Origin of the sequence: Pseudomonas fluorescens, from assembly GCF_001307275.1 — a bacterium.
Taxonomy (GTDB): Bacteria; Pseudomonadota; Gammaproteobacteria; order Pseudomonadales; family Pseudomonadaceae; genus Aquipseudomonas; species Aquipseudomonas fluorescens_AA.
Genome location: NZ_CP012831.1, coordinates 3,404,792 through 3,423,719, shown reverse-complemented (window position 1 = coordinate 3,423,719; position 18,928 = coordinate 3,404,792). Strand labels below are relative to the sequence as shown.

The following is an 18,928-nucleotide window of genomic DNA, read 5'->3' as shown; positions in this document are numbered from 1 at the left end:
ACTTCAGGTTGCGGTCTCGGTGAGGACTTCATTGAGTTGCGGATCAAGTGTTTTTTTGACAAAGGCGAAGGCCTGTTTGAGGTCATCCAATAAATCGTCCGTGTCTTCGATACCCACCGAAACCCGCACCAGGCCTTCGGAGATGCCCAAGGCCTGGCGTTCTTCCAAGGTGTTCTCGACATGGCTGGTGGTGCGGGCCGGACCGTAGATGGTTTCCACCGCGCCCAGGTTGCCCGCGCAATGGGCGAAGCGCAGGCGTGGCAGGAGCAGCTTGACGGTGTCCATGCCACCGGCCAGGACAAAGCTGACGATGGCGCCGAAGCCAGACATTTGCGCGCAGGCCACGGCATGGTTCGGGTGGCTGGGCAGGCCCGGGTAATTCACCGACTCCACCAGGGGTTCGGTGCAGAGGAATTCGGCCAGGGCCCGGGCGCTGTGCTGTTGCTGGCGCATGCGTAGCGCCAGGGTCTTCATGCCGCGGATGATCAGGTAGGCCGAGAACGGGTCGAGGCTCGCGCCGTTGATTTCCCGGTAATGACGCACCTTGGCCATCAAGGCTTCGCGGCCGCACACCAGGCCACCGAGCACGTCGCCATGGCCGCTGAGGAACTTGGTGGCGCTGTGAATCACCACGTCCACCCCCAAGGCCAGCGGGCTCTGGTTCAGTGGCGTAGCAAAGGTGTTATCCGCCACCACCACCGCGCCGACACGCTTGGCCGCCGCCACCAGGCGCGGGATGTCGAGGATTTTCAGGGTCGGGTTGGTGGGAGTTTCCAGGTACAGCACCTGGCAGCCCTTTGCGATTTCACGCTCGATGTCGTCGTGATCGAAGGTCTCGCACAGGGTCACCGCCACGCCGGTGCGCGGCAGGAACTCTTCGAAGATCTTGTTGGTGCCGCCGTAGCTGTCCTTGGTCGACACCACGCGATCGCCATGGGCCAGGAAGGTGTAGAGCACGCTGCTGATCGCCGCCATGCCGCTGCTGAAGGCCACGGCGGACTCGGCCATTTCCAACTCGCGAATCTTGGCTTCGAGGGTCTCGACGGTGGGGTTGCTCATGCGGCTGTAGATAAAACCGGGGGCCTTGCCCAAGGCGACGTCGTACCAGACGTCGATGTCATCGTAGCCGTACGCGGCGCTGGCCACGATGGGGGTTTGCGTGGCGTTGTAGGGGTGCCTGACTTGCTCCCCACCCCAGACCGCCCGGGTTCCCGCGCCGGCGTTATCAAGCCCTGTGCTGTCAGGTTTATTGTTCATTGAGGCTACTCACACTGAGGGGGTGGACGTTGAGCCATCCACCGGATCTGAGGGCCAATATAGGGAAAAGCCGCGGGGCCGAGAAACGATGTTATCGGTGCCAAAGGGGTGGTTTTTTTAATGGCTGCAGGCGAGTAGCGACCGGCGAATCACCGATGAACCTGTGGGAGCGAGCTTGCTCGCGATGACGGTGGGTCAGTTGCCATTGAGGGTGACTGATACTCCGCTATCGCGAGCAAGCTCGCTCCCACATTGGGATTTCATTGACTTTTGACTGTGCAGTGGACCGCGAGTTATATCGCTAAAATCGATCAAAATATCTTGCTCCACACATCCATACTCTATTCATCCACATCCTTTATAGAATCCAACCAGAGAAAGAAATAATCTTTTTGTAGCTGAGGATCACTCACTATATCTTGGTCTTCATAATCGAATATATTAACAAGATCCGCTCTCGATGCACGCTTACCTAAGACATGTTCATAAGCAGCTATTCCTGAAGACATTTGCGAGGACATACTAGAAGGTCGCACACTAAGTTTAGCTCCCTTGCATAAAAATTTTGAATCAGAATGCTCTTGGATAATTTTGCCAAGGCACTCGTATACATCCACTCCGGAGTATTTTTTTGACCAGCCGTTTTTGAAGGTCAGCAGGACGGTTGATTTACTGGCATTAACATCAAGTACCACCTCTTCTCTTCGACCGTTTGTAATAACTGGGATAACTTGCTTAGTCATTTTTTATTTCCTTTGAGGATTGGGTATAGAATACCCAACATAGGAACCATCTTTATTCAGGGGAGTGGCTCCGAGAATATCTTCAGCTTTTACTCGATCAGGAATGGCAATCTCGCGCTCATAACTATATGGAACATCGTTGCGAGGCAGCTCCTTGTTCACATCACGCCCAGGAATTTTCTTTAGGACATACAGATATCCTTTCCGTGTATTATATTTTGTTCCGAAATAGGTCCCAATATCAACATCCGTAGTTGTACTGACAAAATTACTGGGCGGGTCTCTGTTATCCCAAACATGAAGCAATAAATCAGTGCTTTTCCCCAAGCTCATAAAGCCTTCTTTAAAAATGACTTCTGGCTTCCTCAAGTCTCCACGATAAAGATATGTAGGTTTAGGAGGGGATTTCACCCCCTCATCCACCCCAACCTTCGCCGCCGGATCCTGATCCCCAACCGCCGGCCGACACCCACCCTGCCCCGGACAATCCACCAACCCCAACGGATCCACCCACCCCGTCGGGTTCACCGTGTAGCGATACCCATTGAGCCCACCCGCCAACTTGCTCGGATCAGGCGTCAAATAGCGGCCGGTTTCGGGATTGTAGTAGCGGTGCCGGTTGTAGTGCAGGCCGCTTTCCGGGTCGAAGTATTGGCCCTGGAAGCGCAGCGGTTGTTCCAGTTGTTCGGCGCTGCCGTGGGTGAGTTCGGTGAGTTTGCCGTAGCCGTTGTAGCGCGCCGACCAGACGATCTGGCCGGCGGGGTTGGTCAGTTCCTGGGGGGTGCCCAGGTGGTCGAGGTGGTAGTAGAACGGGCGGGCGTCGGGGCCTTCGCCGTCGAGCAGGGCCAGCGGGCGGAAGGTGCCTGGTTCGTAGATATAGCTGCGGTGGTGGTGCGGGCTGTTTTCGGCGACGAGCTGGTCGCCCTGCCAGAAAAACTCCGTGGTCAGGCCGCCCACGGTCTTGCTGATGCGTCGGCCGAAGGCGTCGTAGCGGTAGGACGTTTCGCGGCCGTCGGCGCCGGTGACGCCGATCAGGCGGTGTTGGCTGTCGTAGCGGTAGGCGCTGACCAGGGCCTGGCCGCGGCGTTCGCGGATCAGGTTGCCGAAGGCGTCGTAGTCGTAGTGGCGGTCGCCCTCCCTCAGCAGGCGGTTGCCCTTGAGGGTGGTCGGCCCGGGACGGTCCTGCATCAGCAGGTTGCCGGCCGGGTCGTGGCTGAAGTGTTCCGGCGGTTCGCTGTGGGAAAAGTCGATGCGGGTCAGGCGATCCAGCGGGTCGTACTGGTAGCGGCGGCGGTTTCGCTGGTCGGAAAGGCTCTGGAGGTTGCCCCGGGGGCTGTAGGCATAATCGCGCCAGAACAGTTGTTGCTGGGGGTTCTGCCACACGGTCTGGGCCTTGAGGCGGCCCTGTTCGTCGTACGTGTAATCACTGCGCAGCTGGCCCTGCCGGCGTTGCCGCTCGCGGCCGCCGTCAACCCGGTGTTCGGTCAGGCGCGCGCCGTTGAGGTCGATGGCGGTCAGCGCGCCACCGGAGGCGTGGTGGTAGTCGAGCTGGCTGTCGTCCGGCAGGCGCAGGTGGTTGAGGCGCCCGCAGGCATCGTAGCGATAGCGCAGGGTGCCCCAGCCCTGGTGTTCCGTGACCAACCGATCCTGGGCGTCGTATTCGAAGGCCAGCGGGTGATCGCTGCCGTCGTCGACCTGGATCAGCCGACCCAGGTCGTCGTAGCGGTATTCGATGGCCTGGCCGTCGGGCAAGGTCTTGATCCGCAATCGCCCGGCCGCGTCACGCTGGTAGCGGGTGATCCGTTGCGAACCGTCCTCGCCGTGCTCGGTTTTCTCCAGCAGGTGGCCGTTGAGGTCGTAGGCGTAGGCGGTGCGTTGGCCGTCGAAGCCGACTTGCTGTCGGATCAAGCCGTTGGGCGTGTAGTCCAGCTGATATCGTTCGCCGGATTCGTTTTCGATCTCGGTCAGCAACAGCCGCGCCGAGTCGTAGCGGTACTTCAGCTCGCTGCCGTCGGGGTTCAGGCGGCGGCTGACCAGGTGCAGGTCGTCGGCGTATTCGTAGCGGGTGGTTCGGCCCTGCTCGTCGCGCTCGGCGATGACCTTGCCGTAGGCGTTGTAGCTCCAGGCCCGGGTCGCACCGGTGGGCAGGGTGACTTGCAGCAGGCGGCCGACGGCGTCCCATTGGTAGTGCGTGAGGGCGCCGTGTTCGTCCCGGCGACTGAGTAAACGTCCCAGGGCGTCGTAGGCAAAACACCGCCGACCGCCGTCGGGCAGGACCTCTTCGGTCAGTTGGCCCAGACGACTCCAGGTGAAACGATGCTCGCCACCGTCCGGCTCATACCTGGCCAGCAGTTGCCCATGGGCGTCGTAGGCATATTCCGTACGCTGGCCGTCGGGATCGATGCTCGCGATCACATCGCCCCGGGCATTGCGGCGGTAGCTCCACACGGCCTTGCCGCGGGAACGGGCGTGCAGGAAGCCGTTGCGGTACTCGTAGGAAGTCGGCGCTTCGTCCGGCGGAATCAGCGCCAGCAGCCGTCCGACGTCGTCGTAGCGGTATTCGCTGACCGCCCCCAGCGGGTCCTGTTCGGCGATCAACCGGCCCTGTTCGTCGTAGGCCTTGAGGTGCTCGCCGCCGTCGGGCTCGACCTTGCGCACCAGTCGCGCCCGGTCGTCGTGGACATACACTTCCTGGCTGCCATCCAGGTGCCGGACCGTGACACGGCCGTCCTCGCCCCAGGTGTAGCGGCTGTCCATCTGCGCGAAGGAGGCCCAATGCCGTACACAGCGGGACGCCGCCCCGACGCCTTGCCACTCCCAGTAGAAACTCGCGCCGCCGGCCAGTTGTCGCTGGAGGATGACGTGCTGGTCGTCGTAGTCGTAGCGTTCGCTTTCACCGGCGGCATTGGTCGCTTCGATCAGTCGGAAACGTCCGTCGTAGCGGTAGGACACCAGCGTCTGCTCGGTCCGCCAGGCTTCGTCGAGGGTGAGGGCCGGGTGGAAGCTCTGGTAGTCGACGGCGACCAGGTGGCGCTGTTCGTAACGCAGGCGCAGGGAGCGCCCGGCGCCGTTGTCCAGGCGGCTGATGTCGCCGTGGATGTTGCGCTGGACGGTCAGGCGGTTGTCGTAGCGGTCACTGAGGGCGATCAGGTGGCCGTCGCGAAAGTGCAGGAACGGGGCGTTTTCCCCGGGTTGGGCGATGATCAGTTCGTCCGGCTCGGCCCCCAGGTAGATCGCCGCCCGGGCCAGGCTGTTGTGGATCGCCGGACGTTGGGTGGTGGGCAATGGAAAGATCGTGCGGCGATTTTCCTGGTCGACCCAGGTGATCTGCTCGCCGTCGAGCTCCAGGCGATGGGCCAGGGCATGGCTCCAGCCGCGCCCGAGGCCGACGTCCAGGGCGACGGCGCTGGTGCGGTACAGCCGGGTGAAGACGAACGGCAAGCGGCCGTCGAGGGTGCCATCGTCCAGAGTCAGCAGTTCTTCGCCGGTGACCATCGACACCGGGCAGCCGCTGGTCTGGGTCTGGGCCGCGGTGTCGGCGCTGTCGCCGTTGGGGTTTTTCGATTGGGCCGGGGCGTCGTCGTGGGGTTCGTGTTCGCTCAGGCGGGTAGACGGCTGGGATTTTTCCCGCGCCACGGCGGCCGGATTGCTCACAGACAATGGCGCAGAGTGTTCCGGGGTGATGTGCAAGGGTCCGACAGGCGTCGGTTTTAAAGGTGCGCGTTGGCTGACCACCAACGGTTTGAGCACATCGGCATGTTGATTGAGCCGGTCGGGGGTGAGCTGGCCCAGTCTCAGGCTCGATGCCAGCAACCATTCCCGGGCCCGCTCCGAGCGGACCCGGCCCAATACGTTACCGCTCATGCGCAGACCCAGGCCCAGCCCCCCGGTCAAACGCATCAGCAGGAAATTGATCAGTACCGAGGCGCGCAGTTCTCCGACGACTTCGGCCGCGTACTGAGGCGGCAACATCCGCAGCCAACTGGTGAACGCGGCCACGTGAACGAAGAGCAACGGCTCGTCGCTCAACACCATCAACCCTTTGGCAATTGCCTCGGAGGATGCCTTCAGTAGCTGTTCAAGCTCGGCTTGAGTCAGGTACTCCAACAGTTGTTCGCTGTTGGCCTGCAGATCGGCCAGCAGCCCGAAAACCTGCTTAACGTCGTCCCAGAGTTGATGCAGGGCGTTTTTGAAACCGCGCCAATCAGCCTGCTGCAACACGTCGTAGCGTTGAAGAAACCCGGCGTCGGAAAACTCCGCCCACAGTGGTTGAAACTGCTCCCACTCCGCTTTCAGCCAGCCCTCAAGTTCGTCGATCACGCCTTGGTAAGACGCATACAACGCCTTGACGTGATCGGCCGTGACATGGGGGAAAAAGGTGATGCGATAACGCTGGCCTCGCCAACACTCAGGCACTTCCAGGATGCCGCTGGGGCCGATCACGTGATGGATCGGCTCGCCGAAAATTTCCTTCCCCGGCATGCCATCGATGACCGGCTCCAGCATCACCGGTGTGTCGCCAATCGGCACGAAACGCGCCGCCTGGAACATGTGCACCAGCGTCAGTGGCCCTTCCGCCGGGCAAGCCACCACGGCGGCACTGACGGGTTTGTCCAGGTTCTTCGGCGCCGCCAGGGACACCTCGTTGCCGACCTTGAACACTTGCTCAAGATCCAGCGCCCAGCCGGCCCAAAAGCTTTCAGCCCAGGCGTCGTAGTCGTTCAGGCAGGTTCGAAAGTCCTGGAAAACCGCTTCGACATCCGGCTGCTCGGGGTCCATGGCCGCCATCACCAGCGAACCAATGACGTTGCCCTGGGCAAGGATTTTGTCGTAGTCAGGCATGCAGGCAGCTCGCGGCGTAGGAGTGGGCGCGAGACTCTGCCTGCGATGGCGAGGGAAATAAGTCAGGGAAAGAGGGGATGGATGTAGGGCGATTCGCTAAATTCAAACGCTTGGCGTGCGAACCCCGCCGATGACTATAGATGCCACGACATGAGCATGCAGATGGTCAGCCGGCTGAAGATCTTTTTGTTTGATAGACCGCCATCGCGAGCAAGCTCGGCTCCCACAGGAGAGTTGTGGCGAGGTGTCTTGCGCAAATAAATGCGCGAATAGATGCCTACCCGCGCGCATTCTCGAGAAATACCCGCCAGCAACCCCTCAACCTATCGTAATCTCGCATCTGTATAAGCCCAGCCCCGCAACCGGCCGAGATCTTCCCCCGATGCCCTCCATCTACCAACTCAAGCCTGCCTTTCAAAACCTGCTGCGCCCCATGGTTCAACGCCTCTACAACAACGGGGTCACCGCCAACCAGGTCACCCTGCTCGCGGGTATCGTCTCGGTGTTGGTGGGGGCGGTCATTGCCTGGTTCGCCAGCCATCCGTGGATTTTCGTCCTGGTTCCGGTGTGGATGTTCCTGCGCATGGCGTTGAATGCGGTGGATGGCATGCTGGCGCGGGAATTTGGCCAGCAATCCCATCTGGGCGCCTACCTCAACGAGCTATGCGATATCATCGCCGACGTTGCCCTGATCCTGCCTTTTGCCCTGTTTGCCGATACCAGTCTTCTGCTCGTGTTGTTGGTCACGCTGTTGGCGCTGTTCAGCGAATACGCCGGCGTGCTGGGGGCGATGGTAGGGGCTTCGCGGCGGTATGACGGGCCGATGGGCAAGAGTGACCGCGCCTTTGTGTTTGGCGTGTTGGCGACCGGTATTGCCCTGGGTTGGCTCGGGGCGTACTGGATAAATGGTGTGATGGCGGTGGTTGCCGCCCTGCTGGTTTATACCTTGGTCAATCGGGTGCGTCATGGCCTGGGCCAGGTGAAGGAAAACGCTCCCTCAGCATAAAGGAACTTGCAATGCGCGAAGCCCAACACCGGACATTCACCACCCACGATGGCGTGGAACTGTTCTACCAACACTGGCCGGCTGTCGACGCGGCAGCGGGTGAACCCCGCCAGGCTGTGTTGTTGTTTCATCGTGGTCATGAGCACTCCGGGCGCATCGCGCACCTGGTGGATGAGCTGGACCTGCCCGGGTTCGACTTCTTTGCCTGGGACGCCCGTGGCCATGGCCAGTCGCCGGGTGAACGGGGCGACAGCCCGAGCTTTGCCACCAGTGCGCGGGACGTGCAGACGTTCTGCGATCACATCGGCACGGCGCATCAGATCGACGAAGCGAACATCGCTGTGGTCGCACAAAGCGTCGGCGCGGTGATCGTGTCCACCTGGGTCCACGACTACGCGCCGCGCATTCGCTCGCTGGTGCTGGCGTCGCCGGCGTTCAAGGTCAAGCTCTACGTGCCGTTCGCCCGTCCAGGCCTGGCGCTGATGCGCAAGTTCCGCGGCAATTTCTTCGTCAACAGCTACGTCAAGGCGAAATTCCTCAGCCATGACCCGGAGCGGGTGGCGTCCTACGACAGCGATCCGTTGATCACCAAGGCCATTTCGGTGAACGTGCTGCTGGGCCTGTACGAAGCCGCCGACCGCGTAGTGGCCGATGCCCAGGCGATCCAGGTGCCGACGCAGTTGTTGATCTCCGGCTCGGACTTCGTGGTACACCGCAAACCCCAGGAACAATTCTTCGAGCGCCTGGGCAGCCTGCACAAGGAAAAGCACATCCTGCCGGGCTTCTTCCACGACACCCTCGGCGAGAAGAACCGTGCGCCAGCCGTTGCCAGTGCCCGCCGCTTCATTCTGCAAAACTTCGCCCGACCGCTGGACCGCCCTTCCCTGCTGGACGCCGATCGCCTGGGCGCGACCTGCGCCGAAGCCGAAACCCTGGCCACGCCGCTGCCCCACAACTCGCTGCGCGACCTCTACTGGCGCATGACCCGTGCCAGCATGCGCTTTGGCAGCAAGTTGTCGGCCGGGGTGAAGCTGGGCTTCGACACCGGGTTCGACTCCGGCAGTACCCTGGATTACGTCTATCGCAACCGCCCCACCGGCACCTCGGCGCTGGGCAAGATGATCGACCAGAACTACCTGAACTCCATCGGCTGGCGCGGCATTCGCCAGCGCAAGCTGAACGTCGAGGAGCTGCTGCGCCTGGCGATGGCCGAGTTGCGCGCCCAGGACCGCGAGGTCCGCATCGTCGACATCGCCGCCGGCCATGGCCGCTACATTCTCGAAGCCCTGCAAGGCGTCAGCCCGTTGCCCGAGTCGATCCTGCTGCGCGACTACAGCGACATCAACGTGCGCGATGGCAGTGCGCTGATCGTTGAAAAAGGCTTGGGCGATATCGCTCGATTCGTCAAAGGCGATGCCTTCGACCGCCAGGACCTGGCGGCGCTGGAACCCAAGCCGACCCTCGCCGTGGTGTCGGGCCTGTACGAGCTGTTCGCCGACAACCAACTGGTCGGCGGCTCCCTCGCGGGCCTGGCCGAAGCCGTGGAGCCTGGTGGTTTCCTGGTCTACACCGGCCAGCCGTGGCACCCGCAGCTGGAACTGATCGCCCGCGCCCTCACCAGCCACCGTGCCGGCCAGGCCTGGGTGATGCGTCGACGTACCCAGGCGGAAATGGACCAATTGGTTGAGGCGGCGGGCTTCCGCAAGATCACCCTGCGGGTCGACGAATGGGGCATTTTCAGCGTTTCGCTGGCGCAGCGAGTGCAGTAATGAGCGCCGTCATCGCTCCGGCCCGCGAACCCGCACTGCTGAAACCCGCAGTGCTGTGGCTGCTGTTGTTGGCGCCGCTGTTCTTCACCACCTACGGCTTCGCCACCTGGGTCACTTCCCAGCGTGACGACGTCGGCACGTTGGTGTTCGCCTGGGAAACCCACATGCCGTTCATGGCCTGGACCATCGTGCCTTACTGGTCGATCGACCTGTTGTACGGCCTGTCCTTGCTATTGCCCAGCAGCCGTGACGAACTCAAGCGCCACGCCTTGCGCCTGCTCACGGCCCAGGTGATTGCGGTCAGTTGCTTCCTGCTCTGGCCGTTGCGCTTCACCTTCCCCCGGCCAGAGATGGATGGTGTGTTCGGTTGGTTGTTCGAGGTGCTGGCGGGTTTCGACAAGCCGTTCAACCAGGCGCCGTCGCTGCACATTGCGTTGCTGGTCATCCTTTGGGTCTGCTATCAGCGGCATTTGCAGGGGGTCTGGCGTTGGCTGATGCACGGTTGGTTCGCGTTGATCGGCGTATCGGTGCTGACCACGTATCAACATCACTTCATTGACCTGCCCACGGGTGCGTTGGCCGGTTGGCTGTGTGTCTGGTTGTGGCCGCTGGATCGACCCAGTCCGCTGCTGAGTGCGCGTCTGGCGGCGGATCCTGCTCGCCGACGCTTGGCCTGGCGTTATGGCCTGGGCGCGGCGGTGCTGTTCATTCCGGCGTTTGCCTTGGGCGGCGCGTGGCTCTGGCTGATCTGGCCGGCGGTCGCGGTGCTCATGGTGGCGCTGAATTACCTGGTGTTCGGTGCCGACGGTTTCCAGAAGCGTGCCGATGGTCGCTTGAGTCCGGCAGCGCGCTGGTTGCTGGCGCCGTATCTGGCGGCGGCGTGGATCAATTCTCGTTGGTGGACGCGCAAGCATCCGCAACCGGATCAGGTGGCGGATAACGTCTGGCTGGGGCGAATCCCCACGCCGATGGAATTGAAGGACAGTGCGTTTACCGGCGTGCTCGACCTCTGCGCGGAACTGTCCATGGACAGCACGGGGGTCGCCTATCGCTCATTGCCGGTGCTCGACCTGACGGCGCCGACCACCGAACAATGCCTGACAGCGGCAGAAGCTATCGAAAGCCTGCGCCAGCACGGGCCGGTGCTGGTCTGCTGCGCCTTGGGTTATTCGCGCAGCGCCACGGCGGTGGTGGCCTGGCTGCTGCACAGCGGCCGGGCGGCGAACGTTGATGCGGCGATCGTGCAAATCCAGCGCGCCCGACCGCGTATCGTTTTGCAGGCGGCGCACCGTCGGGCGCTGGAGCAATTATCCACAGCACAGGGGCATGTCCATGATCAGTGATATGGAGCTCCACACCGTGGCGAGCCTGTTGCGCCGGGGTCATTCGCTGGACCAGCTGTCCACCGGGCTGACGCTGCTTGGGGCGCTGCTGGGGTTGGGGCAGTGGCTGGTGGGCCTCATCGATCCGTGGTTGCTGCTGTTGAGTGCGGCGCTACTGGTGCTTGGCGTGCTGGAAAAATACTGGGCGCTGCGCGTGGCGTTTGACGCCGATCTGTTCCAGCGCATGGCTGACAGCACCCAGTCCCTGGCCGAGCGCACCTATACCCTGGATCAGGCCCTCACCGCGCTGGGCCTGCAACCGGCCGCACGTGCTGGTCGCCTCTGGACCGAACGCCGGCATGGCGCATTGTTGCTGCTGCGTCGGCAGTCACGCTTATTGGCCGTACAAGTCGTCCTGGTGCTGGGCTTCATCCTGGCCAGTCCCTGGTTGGCTTCAAGTATCTAGATAGGCTTCTGTGGTGAGGGAGCAAGCTCCCTCACCACAGCTGTTAAAGATTGCGTCACTACCCGAACTTCTCAGGACAAGGAATCTTCATGTTCGAACCCGTGGTCGCCAACCTCATCACCTCCGCCGCCCGCATGGTCACCGGCGCGCGCAGCCTGTGGCTCGGCTGCGCGCCGACGCCGGTGCAACGGATCTACTTCGCCAACCACAGCAGCCACGGTGACTTCGTATTGCTCTGGGCCTCGCTGCCGCCGGCGCTGCGCAAGCTTACCCGCCCGGTGGCGGGGGCCGACTATTGGCAGACCAGCCCGGTGCGTCGCTACATCATCAACCGGGTGTTCAACGGCGTGCTGGTGGACCGCGAGCGCAAGGATCCTTCCTACAGCCCATTGCAGCCGATGCTCGATGCACTGGAAAACGGCGACTCGCTGATCATCTTCCCGGAAGGCACGCGTAATCCGGAGGAAGGCCTGTTGCCCTTCAAGAGCGGGATCTATCACTTGATGAAAAATCACCCCGAGGTCGAGGTGATCCCGGTGTGGATCGCCAACCTCAACCGCGTCATGCCCAAGGGGCGTGTGCTGCCGCTGCCGCTGTTGTGCACCACCAGTTTCGGCGCGCCGTTGTGCATCGAAGAAGGCGAAAGCAAAGAGCAATTCCTTGAACGCAGCCGCGCCGCGCTGCTGGCACTGGCCCCGGAGCACGTCTGACATGGATCGATATACCCTGATGTTGTTTGGCGGGATCGGCGCCATTCTGGTGCTGGCTTCGTTGATCGGTTTCATTCTCAGGCTGAAAACCCGCGGCGCGCCGAACTCGGTGATCGATAACCTCAACGCCCGGATCAATGCCTGGTGGATCATGGTGTTGGTGATCGGCGTGGCGTTCTGGCTCGGCAACGCGGCGGTCATCCTGCTGTTCTACGCCGTGTCGTTCTACGCCCTGCGGGAATTCCTGACCCTGACACCGACCCGGCGCAGTGACTACCCGGCCCTGGTGGCGGCGTTCTACCTGGCGCTGCCGCTGCAATACCTGTTGATCTACTACGACTGGTACGGGCTGTTTTCGATCTTCATCCCGGTGTATGTGTTCCTGCTGCTGCCGATCCTGGCGTCCCTGGGCGGCGATAGCACACACTTCCTCGAGCGCGCTTCGAAGGTCCAGTGGGGCTTGATGATCGCGGTGTTCTGCATCTCTTTCGTCCCTGCCCTGCTGACCCTGGACATCGCCGGTTTCGAAGGCCGCAACCTGTTGCTGATCGCCTACCTGGTGATCGTGGTGCAGCTGTCGGATGTGTTGCAGTACGTGTGCGGCAAGCTGTTCGGCAAACACAAGATCGCGCCGAACCTGTCGCCCTCGAAAACCGTCGAGGGCTTTGTCGGCGGCATTTTCCTGGCCTCGCTGATCGGTGGCGCGCTGTGGTGGATCACGCCGTTCAATCCGTGGCAGTCGTTCCTCATCGCCTTGCTGATCAACCTGCTGGGCTTTGCCGGTGGCATCGTCATGTCGGCGATCAAACGCGACCGCGGCGTCAAGGACTGGGGCCACATGATCGAAGGCCACGGCGGCATGCTCGACCGCCTGGACTCGGTCTGCTTCGCCGCGCCGATCTTCTTCCACCTGGTGCGGTACTGGTGGACCTGAAAAACCCTGCGGCGAACACCTAAACCTGTGGGAGCGAGCTTGCTCGCGATAGCCTCAGGTCAGTCAACATCGATGTCAGCTGATCCATCGCTATCGCGAGCAAGCTCGCTCCCACAGGGGGGTGGTGTGCAGGGCTATCAGTCGAGGATCAGGTGCGGCAGGAACCGGCTGGAATCCTTGGTGATCAGGCTGTTGTCTTCCCGCACGCCAATGCCGGCTGCCTGGTCGCCGATGACCCAGGAACCGATCAGGGTGTAGCTGTCGTCAAACTTCGGCAGCGGCGCGAATTCCTGGAGGATGAACGGCGCGTCGGTGTAGGGGCCGTCTTCTTTTACAATCAAGCCGTCAGCGGTCTGCAGCTCGATGTTGGCACCTTCCCGGGAAAAGAACGGCTTGCGCACCCAGCCCTTGGGCACCGCTTTACTGGTGTCGGTATCCAGGTGAGCCGCGAGCAGGTTCGGGTGGCCTTTGTTGAATTCCCACAGCAGCGGCAGGATGCCTTTGTTCGAGATGATCGACTTCCAGGCCGGCTCGAAAAACTGCGTATCACACTGGGCAATCGCCGCACCAAAAGGCTCGTGAAAGATGAACTCCCAGGCATGCAGCTTGAACAGGTGTGGAATCCAGCGCTCTTCCAGGTCGACGAAACGCCCGTCACTGTTGAGGCCGATGTCCTCGATATCGATGTGCCGCGACTCGATGCCGACTTTTTCCGCGATCAGGCGCAAGTAGTCCGTGGTGCCTTTGTCTTCGATGGAGTCTTTCACCGAGGCGAAATAAAACGGCTGGGTGAGCTGCAACTGGGCGAAGGCCTGGTGCAGCTTGGTGTCGATGCTGTTGAACTGGTCGGCATGGGCCGGCAGCGTGCCGCGCTCGATGCATTGCTCCAACCAGCCCCACTGGAACGCCGCCGCTTCGTAGAGGCTGGTCGGCGTGTCGTAGTTGAGTTCCAACAGCTTGGCCGGACCGCTGCCGTTGTAGGAGAAATCCATGCGCCCATACAGGTGCGGGTGGCCTTCAAGCCATGAAGTGCGCACCAGGTCGAAGAACGGCGCGGGAATGCTCAGGCGCTCCAGCAACTCTTCGCTCTGGACCACGCGGGCCACGAGGTCCATGCACATGTCATGGATCTCGGTGGTCGGGTCTTCCAGGTCGTCCTCGATCTGCTTGAGGGTGAACTGGTAGTACGCGCTTTCGTCCCAATAGGGTTCATCGTCGATGGTGTGGAACAGAAAGCCGAGCTGCTCGGCGGTCTGCTTCCAGTCAGGACGCTCGGCGCAATGGATCTTCTTCATGGCGCTGGTTCCTCAACCGCCGGAGCTGCTCGAACCGCCCCAACCGCTGCGGGCACTGGACTTGCTGCCGAAGCCGCCACGGGAGGTGGATGAGGCAACGGACATCGGCTTGCTGCTGGACTTGATGGAGTCGGTGTAGCTGCCGTATCGCGCCTGGTTGGACCTGGTGAACGTCGAGCCTGTCGACACCCGCTGGCTGAGCGTGGAGGAGCCGAAGCTGCCACGATCATCGCGGTAGCGGTAGACCGGCTCGGAGAAATAGCTGTTGCGGTTGCTGCTCAGCATGTTGCCGATCAGCAATCCGGTCAGCAGGTTGCTGAAACCTCCACCGGTATTCATCGCTTCCGAGGCCGGCAATTGGGCCCTGGCCGCGTCCACTTCGGACTGCGTAACCTCGCCCTCGGCACTCAGCTCGAAACCACCGAGCTTGGGGATGAACTTGCCAGCGGAATCCTGCTGGCACCAATCGGGGACAAAGTCGGCATCGCAATCGGCCTGGTTGTCGTACACCGGCGCAATGCGGCGATGCTCCGTCATGGCAGTCATGTAGGCGTCAGCACAAATGTCTACCGGCAGCTTTTCATCGACACATTGCTGCACGGACTGGAAGTTGTACTTCTTTTTCAACTCGTAGGTTTTTTCCGTCGGCCCGCAGCCGGATATCGCCATGGCGACCGACGCGGCCAGCGAAAGCTGGACGTACTTGCTTCGTTTCATCGCGTTCTCCGTGGCGCAATCAGTTCGTGGAAGGCGTCATGCACGCGGCGTTCAACAGGCCGACGCTGATGGCCACGGCGGCGATGTAGATACCGGCGGCGATTTCACCCTGCTTGATGCGCGCCGAAGCGCCCTTGAGCACCAGGCTGGTCACCAGGAACGCCAGCAACTGGACGACCGCGGCGATCACCGTCCAGACGACGAAGTCCAGCATGCTGATCGAGTAGGCAATCACGTTGCTGGCCGGGATGGCGAAACCAATGAGGGCACCGCTCAGGGCGATCGCCGCAGCCACGTTGCCCGAGCGGATCAGTTCGAACTCTTTGTGCGGCGTGACATGGATGTAGATGAACTGGAACAGCGCGAACAGCACGGCGGCGCCGAGGATGTACAGGGCGAAGCCGAACACGGCGGCCTTGTTCAGGGAAATGGAGAGCGCTTCAAGCATGGACTTCTTCCTTATTCAAAGAGTGTTCAGGTCAGTGGTGTACAGCGAAATACCCAGCGAAGTGCTCAGGCTGACGGTGCCTTCGGCGTCCTCTTCGACGGAGAACAACAGGAACTCCCGGCGATCCGTCAGGCCGGTGTCGCGGGCGTACAGCATCGAACGGTGCTCGACGCTGTAGGACTCATCCGGATTGCTCACGCGCTCGCTCAACGTCACCAATTCTGTCTGGCCCGCCTCGGTGCCCCATTCGCGGGTGTATTCGACGCCGTCGTGGGTGTAGGTCGGCAGGCCGATCAGGCTTTCAGGGCCGGCCAGGCGACGCAACTCCGTTTCGCTGTTGATCGTGACGTAGCTGAGGTAGTTGAACAGGATCACCGACTCGACCTGCCCGGCGATGTCGCCGCTGGTGTGCACTTGCAGCCAGTAGTCTTCGTCGTTCATGTAGCAGCGCGACAGCCAGTTCGACTGCCCGAGGTCGACGATGCCCAGGCTCCAGATCTGCTGGGAACCCGGGATGACCACGGTGCTGTTGCCGTCGAGCAACAACTTGAGCGTGGCATCGAACATGACCTGCTTGCCGGAGGCCAGGCCCAACGGCCCGGTGACGGGGGCGCCCTGGCTGGCTGTGGTGTTCGCGTTCGGGGCCTCGAGCCCCATCAACTGTTTAAACCACCCCATGGGAAATTTCCTTGAGTCGCGTGGAGGCGATGTAGAAGAGTTCTCCGCCCACGACGCGCGTGGCGCCAGGCGGGTTGATCGCTGGGTGTCGGGCGCCCTGGGCGCGGTAGCCGATCAGCGTAGCGTTATGCTGCTCTTTCATCCGGGTGTAGAGCTCGCCAAACGTCGCTTCAAACGCCTCGGGCAGTTTCATCAGGTACTGGGTGGCGCCTTCGCCCACACAGAGCAACTCATTGATGACCACTGACGAGCCCGGGTCCTGGGAGGCCCGCACCAGCATTTCGATGGCCATGCTGGAGGTGCATTCCAGGCTTGGAGCATAGGCGCTGGCGAGGGCGGCGATTTCGCTGTCATTGAAGTGGGCGACCACGTGCCCGGCAGGCCCCAGTTGATTGACCGCCAGCACGGTGGCCAGGGTCAGGTCGTCGGAATGGGTGCGCACCAGCACGCGTTCGGCGCCCGGCACGCCAGCGCGCTGCAGCAGGGCGACGGAGGACAGGCTGTCGCCCTTGATGAAGGACGCCTTGCCGGGCATGGGGTTTTCTTCGAGATCGCAATCGCAGATGACGATCAGGTTGTCATTGGAGGTTTCGTCCTGCAGCAGCAGGTCGATGACCCGTTCGCTGGAGGCGCCCTCCCAGCCGATGAGGACCGTGTGGCCGACCTTGCCGGTGAAATCGCCTTTGCCCTTCATGCCTTTTCTCCAAACATCGATGACGCTGCTGGTGGTTTTGCCGATGACCGTCGTCAACAGGGCAATGCCCCCGAGCATGATCCAGGTCGCCACGAAAATTCGCCCGGCGGATGTCTGTGGCAACAGATCGCCATAGCCGACGGTGAGCGTGGTGGTGAGATAGAAGTAGATAAACGTGGCGGCGGCGATGAGGTGTTGCTCGCCCAGCAGCACCAGGCCGATCCAGGCCGTGGACAGGTGCACGCCCAGCGCAATGGCCAGGCCGGCCCAGCCGAACCGATGGAAGAAGGACGATGCGTACGAGCGCAACAAAAGGAAAATCGACATTTCGTCCCTGACTCCGTGGGGCTTCGTTCCTGGCGGGATCATCGCTCTGGCGTGTGAGCGCTCGAACGTAGTGGCCGGACAGCATTAAACCTGTTGCGGCGCTTGGATAAAAGTACCTGCGTCACAATTAAATCCAGGAGCGCCGGACACTATTGTGGCGAGGGAGCTTGCTCCCGCTGGGGCGCGAAGCGGCCCCAAGGAATGGGACTGCTGCGCAGTCCAGCGGGAGCAAGCTCCCTCGCCACAGGTTTTGTGCTCGGCCTGCCTTGATTGTTCAGCCCGAACAGATCACTCAGCCGATTTTTTCTTCAGGCGTTCCAGGATCGCATTGGCGCTGCCTTCGTTCGGCGTGATGCCGGCATCGCGCAGCTTGCGTTCCAGGTCGGAGCCGGTCGAAGCTTCGGCCAGTTCGTCCTGGGCTTGCAGTTCAGCGGCACGTTGCTGTTGCTTGGCCTGCAGGCGGTTGAGCGTACCGACGGCGGTTTCCAGCTTGCCATTGGCGCCACCGCTGGCGATCGAGGCACTGACCTGGGCCTTCTGCACACTTTCGCGGGCCTTGGCCATGTCCACTTGCTGACGCAGGCTCTTGATGCGGCTTTCGGCCTTGGTGATGTCCTTGCGCATGTTGTCCGCGTAGCCGCCGAATTCGGTCGCGTGCTTTTGCTCGGCGTCCAGTTCGTTGGTCAGGGTCGAAATGGCTTCGGCCACTTCCAGCGCCAGGTCTTCGCGGTTGGCCTGGATCGCGGCCAGGGCCTTGGCTTCCAGGTCCTTGATCTTGGCGTTGTATTCGCCGACGCGATCGGTCGCCAGCTTGTGCTTGGCCATGATGGTGACCAGTTCACGCTTGGCATTGGCCAGCGCGCTGTCGGCATCGCGGATTTCCTGGTCGAGGATGCGCAAGGCCTGTTGGTCGACGATCGATTCGCCGACTTCGTTGGCACCGCCACGCAGGGCGGTGAACAATTTGCTCCAGATGGACTGAGTCATTGGATGGTTCCTGTTCGGCGAATTAGATGAAGAAGCGTTCGAACGCTTCGCTGGCGCGCTGGACGTTGTCGACGAGGGTTTTGACCTCGGTGACGACGTTGGTCAGGCTGGAGTCGGAGCTCAGCGCGCCGAACATGTTGTAGACGACCTGTCCGTTGGGCATGGTCTCGATGCCGATGGACGACAGCGGGAACATTTCCCGGCTGCGCAACACGGCGTCGTTGAAGGCCGCCACGTCGCTGATCGACTCGACATCCACCAGGACGGTATCGACGATGATCTGGTCGCCCACGACTGCGATGTAGATCGGCAAGCCACCGAAGTCATTCATTTCCAGCTTGATGCTGGACTCGGAGCCTTGGACGAGGGAGAGAGTGATGTCGTTCGCGACCACTTCGTCCAGGGCCTGAAGGGCGCTGTAGAGGCGATCGATGTTCCAGTTATTACCTGCGCTCATGTAATCCTCCGACATGAATGAGCCAGCCAGAATCGGTTGGCGTAGCTGTTTCTCCATTTGCTTGAGCAGGCTTCGGTTTTCCGGAAGCACCCAAGTCTCGTGTTTCACATACCCGGCGGCACTCAGGCCCGCACGCATCTGCTTCATGTAGAAGCTCGACGGTTTTTTCGCGGAGGGTTTGGCGCGCTCTCCCGTGCGGCTCGCTGAATCGGTCACAGACCCGTCAGGCGGATCTGATGGAGCGCTGGTTGGCATGGTACTGACCCCACTGTGAAA

Annotated in this window: 16 protein-coding genes; 6 read left to right on the top strand and 10 right to left on the bottom strand. The window is 61.7% G+C overall.

Translation table 11 applies throughout. The features are described from left to right. Positions 1-3: 3 nt before the first annotated feature. From AO356_RS15135 to AO356_RS15130, 3 genes are all read right to left on the bottom strand, one after another. Complete coding sequence (locus AO356_RS15135) at positions 4-1,257, bottom strand: cystathionine gamma-synthase family protein (protein ID WP_060740445.1); 1,254 nt, start codon at positions 1,255-1,257, stop codon at positions 4-6. A gap of 341 nt (positions 1,258-1,598) precedes the next feature. Further along, positions 1,599-2,000: a hypothetical protein gene (locus AO356_RS30965; protein ID WP_081015364.1), complete on the bottom strand. Its 402-nt coding sequence runs from the start codon at positions 1,998-2,000 to the stop codon at positions 1,599-1,601. Positions 2,001-2,003: 3 nt separating this feature from the next. Beyond that, positions 2,004-6,842, bottom strand: coding sequence for an RHS repeat-associated core domain-containing protein (locus AO356_RS15130; protein ID WP_060740444.1), 4,839 nt, complete (start codon positions 6,840-6,842; stop codon positions 2,004-2,006). Between the two features lie 382 nt (positions 6,843-7,224). On the opposite strand from AO356_RS15130, the gene AO356_RS15125 reads away from it, so the two are divergent. The 6 genes from AO356_RS15125 (at position 7,225) to AO356_RS15100 (ending at position 13,049) form a co-directional block, all read left to right on the top strand. Beyond that, a complete protein-coding gene (locus AO356_RS15125) occupies positions 7,225-7,848 on the top strand; it encodes a CDP-alcohol phosphatidyltransferase family protein (protein ID WP_060740443.1) in 624 nt (207 codons plus the stop codon). Between the two features lie 11 nt (positions 7,849-7,859). Beyond that, complete coding sequence (locus AO356_RS15120; RefSeq protein WP_060740442.1) at positions 7,860-9,617, top strand: bifunctional alpha/beta hydrolase/class I SAM-dependent methyltransferase; 1,758 nt, start codon at positions 7,860-7,862, stop codon at positions 9,615-9,617. Further along, positions 9,617-10,960: a phosphatase PAP2/dual specificity phosphatase family protein gene (locus AO356_RS15115; RefSeq protein WP_060740441.1), complete on the top strand. Its 1,344-nt coding sequence runs from the start codon at positions 9,617-9,619 to the stop codon at positions 10,958-10,960. The genes AO356_RS15120 and AO356_RS15115 overlap by 1 nt, the downstream gene beginning before the upstream one ends. Continuing rightward, positions 10,950-11,405, top strand: coding sequence for a hypothetical protein (locus tag AO356_RS15110; RefSeq protein WP_060740440.1), 456 nt, complete (start codon positions 10,950-10,952; stop codon positions 11,403-11,405). The genes AO356_RS15115 and AO356_RS15110 overlap by 11 nt, the downstream gene beginning before the upstream one ends. A gap of 89 nt (positions 11,406-11,494) precedes the next feature. Continuing rightward, complete coding sequence (locus tag AO356_RS15105; RefSeq protein WP_003205972.1) at positions 11,495-12,115, top strand: lysophospholipid acyltransferase family protein; 621 nt, start codon at positions 11,495-11,497, stop codon at positions 12,113-12,115. Between the two features lies 1 nt (position 12,116). Continuing rightward, positions 12,117-13,049, top strand: coding sequence for a phosphatidate cytidylyltransferase (locus AO356_RS15100; protein ID WP_060740439.1), 933 nt, complete (start codon positions 12,117-12,119; stop codon positions 13,047-13,049). Positions 13,050-13,186: 137 nt separating this feature from the next. Here the strand turns inward: AO356_RS15100 and AO356_RS15095 are convergent, their stop codons facing one another. The 7 genes from AO356_RS15095 to AO356_RS15065 all read right to left on the bottom strand — a co-directional run bounded on the left by AO356_RS15095 (position 13,187) and on the right by AO356_RS15065 (position 18,799). Continuing rightward, positions 13,187-14,344: a glutathionylspermidine synthase family protein gene (locus AO356_RS15095; protein ID WP_060740438.1), complete on the bottom strand. Its 1,158-nt coding sequence runs from the start codon at positions 14,342-14,344 to the stop codon at positions 13,187-13,189. A 12-nt stretch (positions 14,345-14,356) separates the two neighbouring features. Continuing rightward, a complete protein-coding gene (locus AO356_RS15090) occupies positions 14,357-15,061 on the bottom strand; it encodes a DUF1190 domain-containing protein (RefSeq protein ID WP_060740437.1) in 705 nt (234 codons plus the stop codon). A 19-nt stretch (positions 15,062-15,080) separates the two neighbouring features. Further along, on the bottom strand, positions 15,081-15,509 hold the full coding sequence (locus tag AO356_RS15085; RefSeq protein ID WP_060740436.1) for a DUF350 domain-containing protein: 429 nt from the start codon (positions 15,507-15,509) through the stop codon (positions 15,081-15,083). Positions 15,510-15,524: 15 nt separating this feature from the next. Beyond that, a complete protein-coding gene (locus AO356_RS15080) occupies positions 15,525-16,187 on the bottom strand; it encodes a DUF2491 family protein (RefSeq protein WP_060740435.1) in 663 nt (220 codons plus the stop codon). Further along, entirely contained in the window at positions 16,174-17,208 is a 1,035-nt protein-coding gene (locus AO356_RS15075; protein WP_060740434.1) for an ion channel, read from the bottom strand. Before AO356_RS15075 ends, AO356_RS15080 begins: the two co-directional genes overlap by 14 nt. A 288-nt stretch (positions 17,209-17,496) precedes the next feature. After that, on the bottom strand, positions 17,497-18,195 hold the full coding sequence (locus AO356_RS15070) for a PspA/IM30 family protein (RefSeq protein ID WP_003185899.1): 699 nt from the start codon (positions 18,193-18,195) through the stop codon (positions 17,497-17,499). Positions 18,196-18,217: 22 nt separating this feature from the next. After that, the gene (locus AO356_RS15065) at positions 18,218-18,799 is read right to left on the bottom strand and encodes a YjfI family protein (RefSeq protein ID WP_003205989.1); all 582 of its coding nucleotides are present in this window, start codon (positions 18,797-18,799) and stop codon (positions 18,218-18,220) included. Positions 18,800-18,928: the final 129 nt, after the last annotated feature.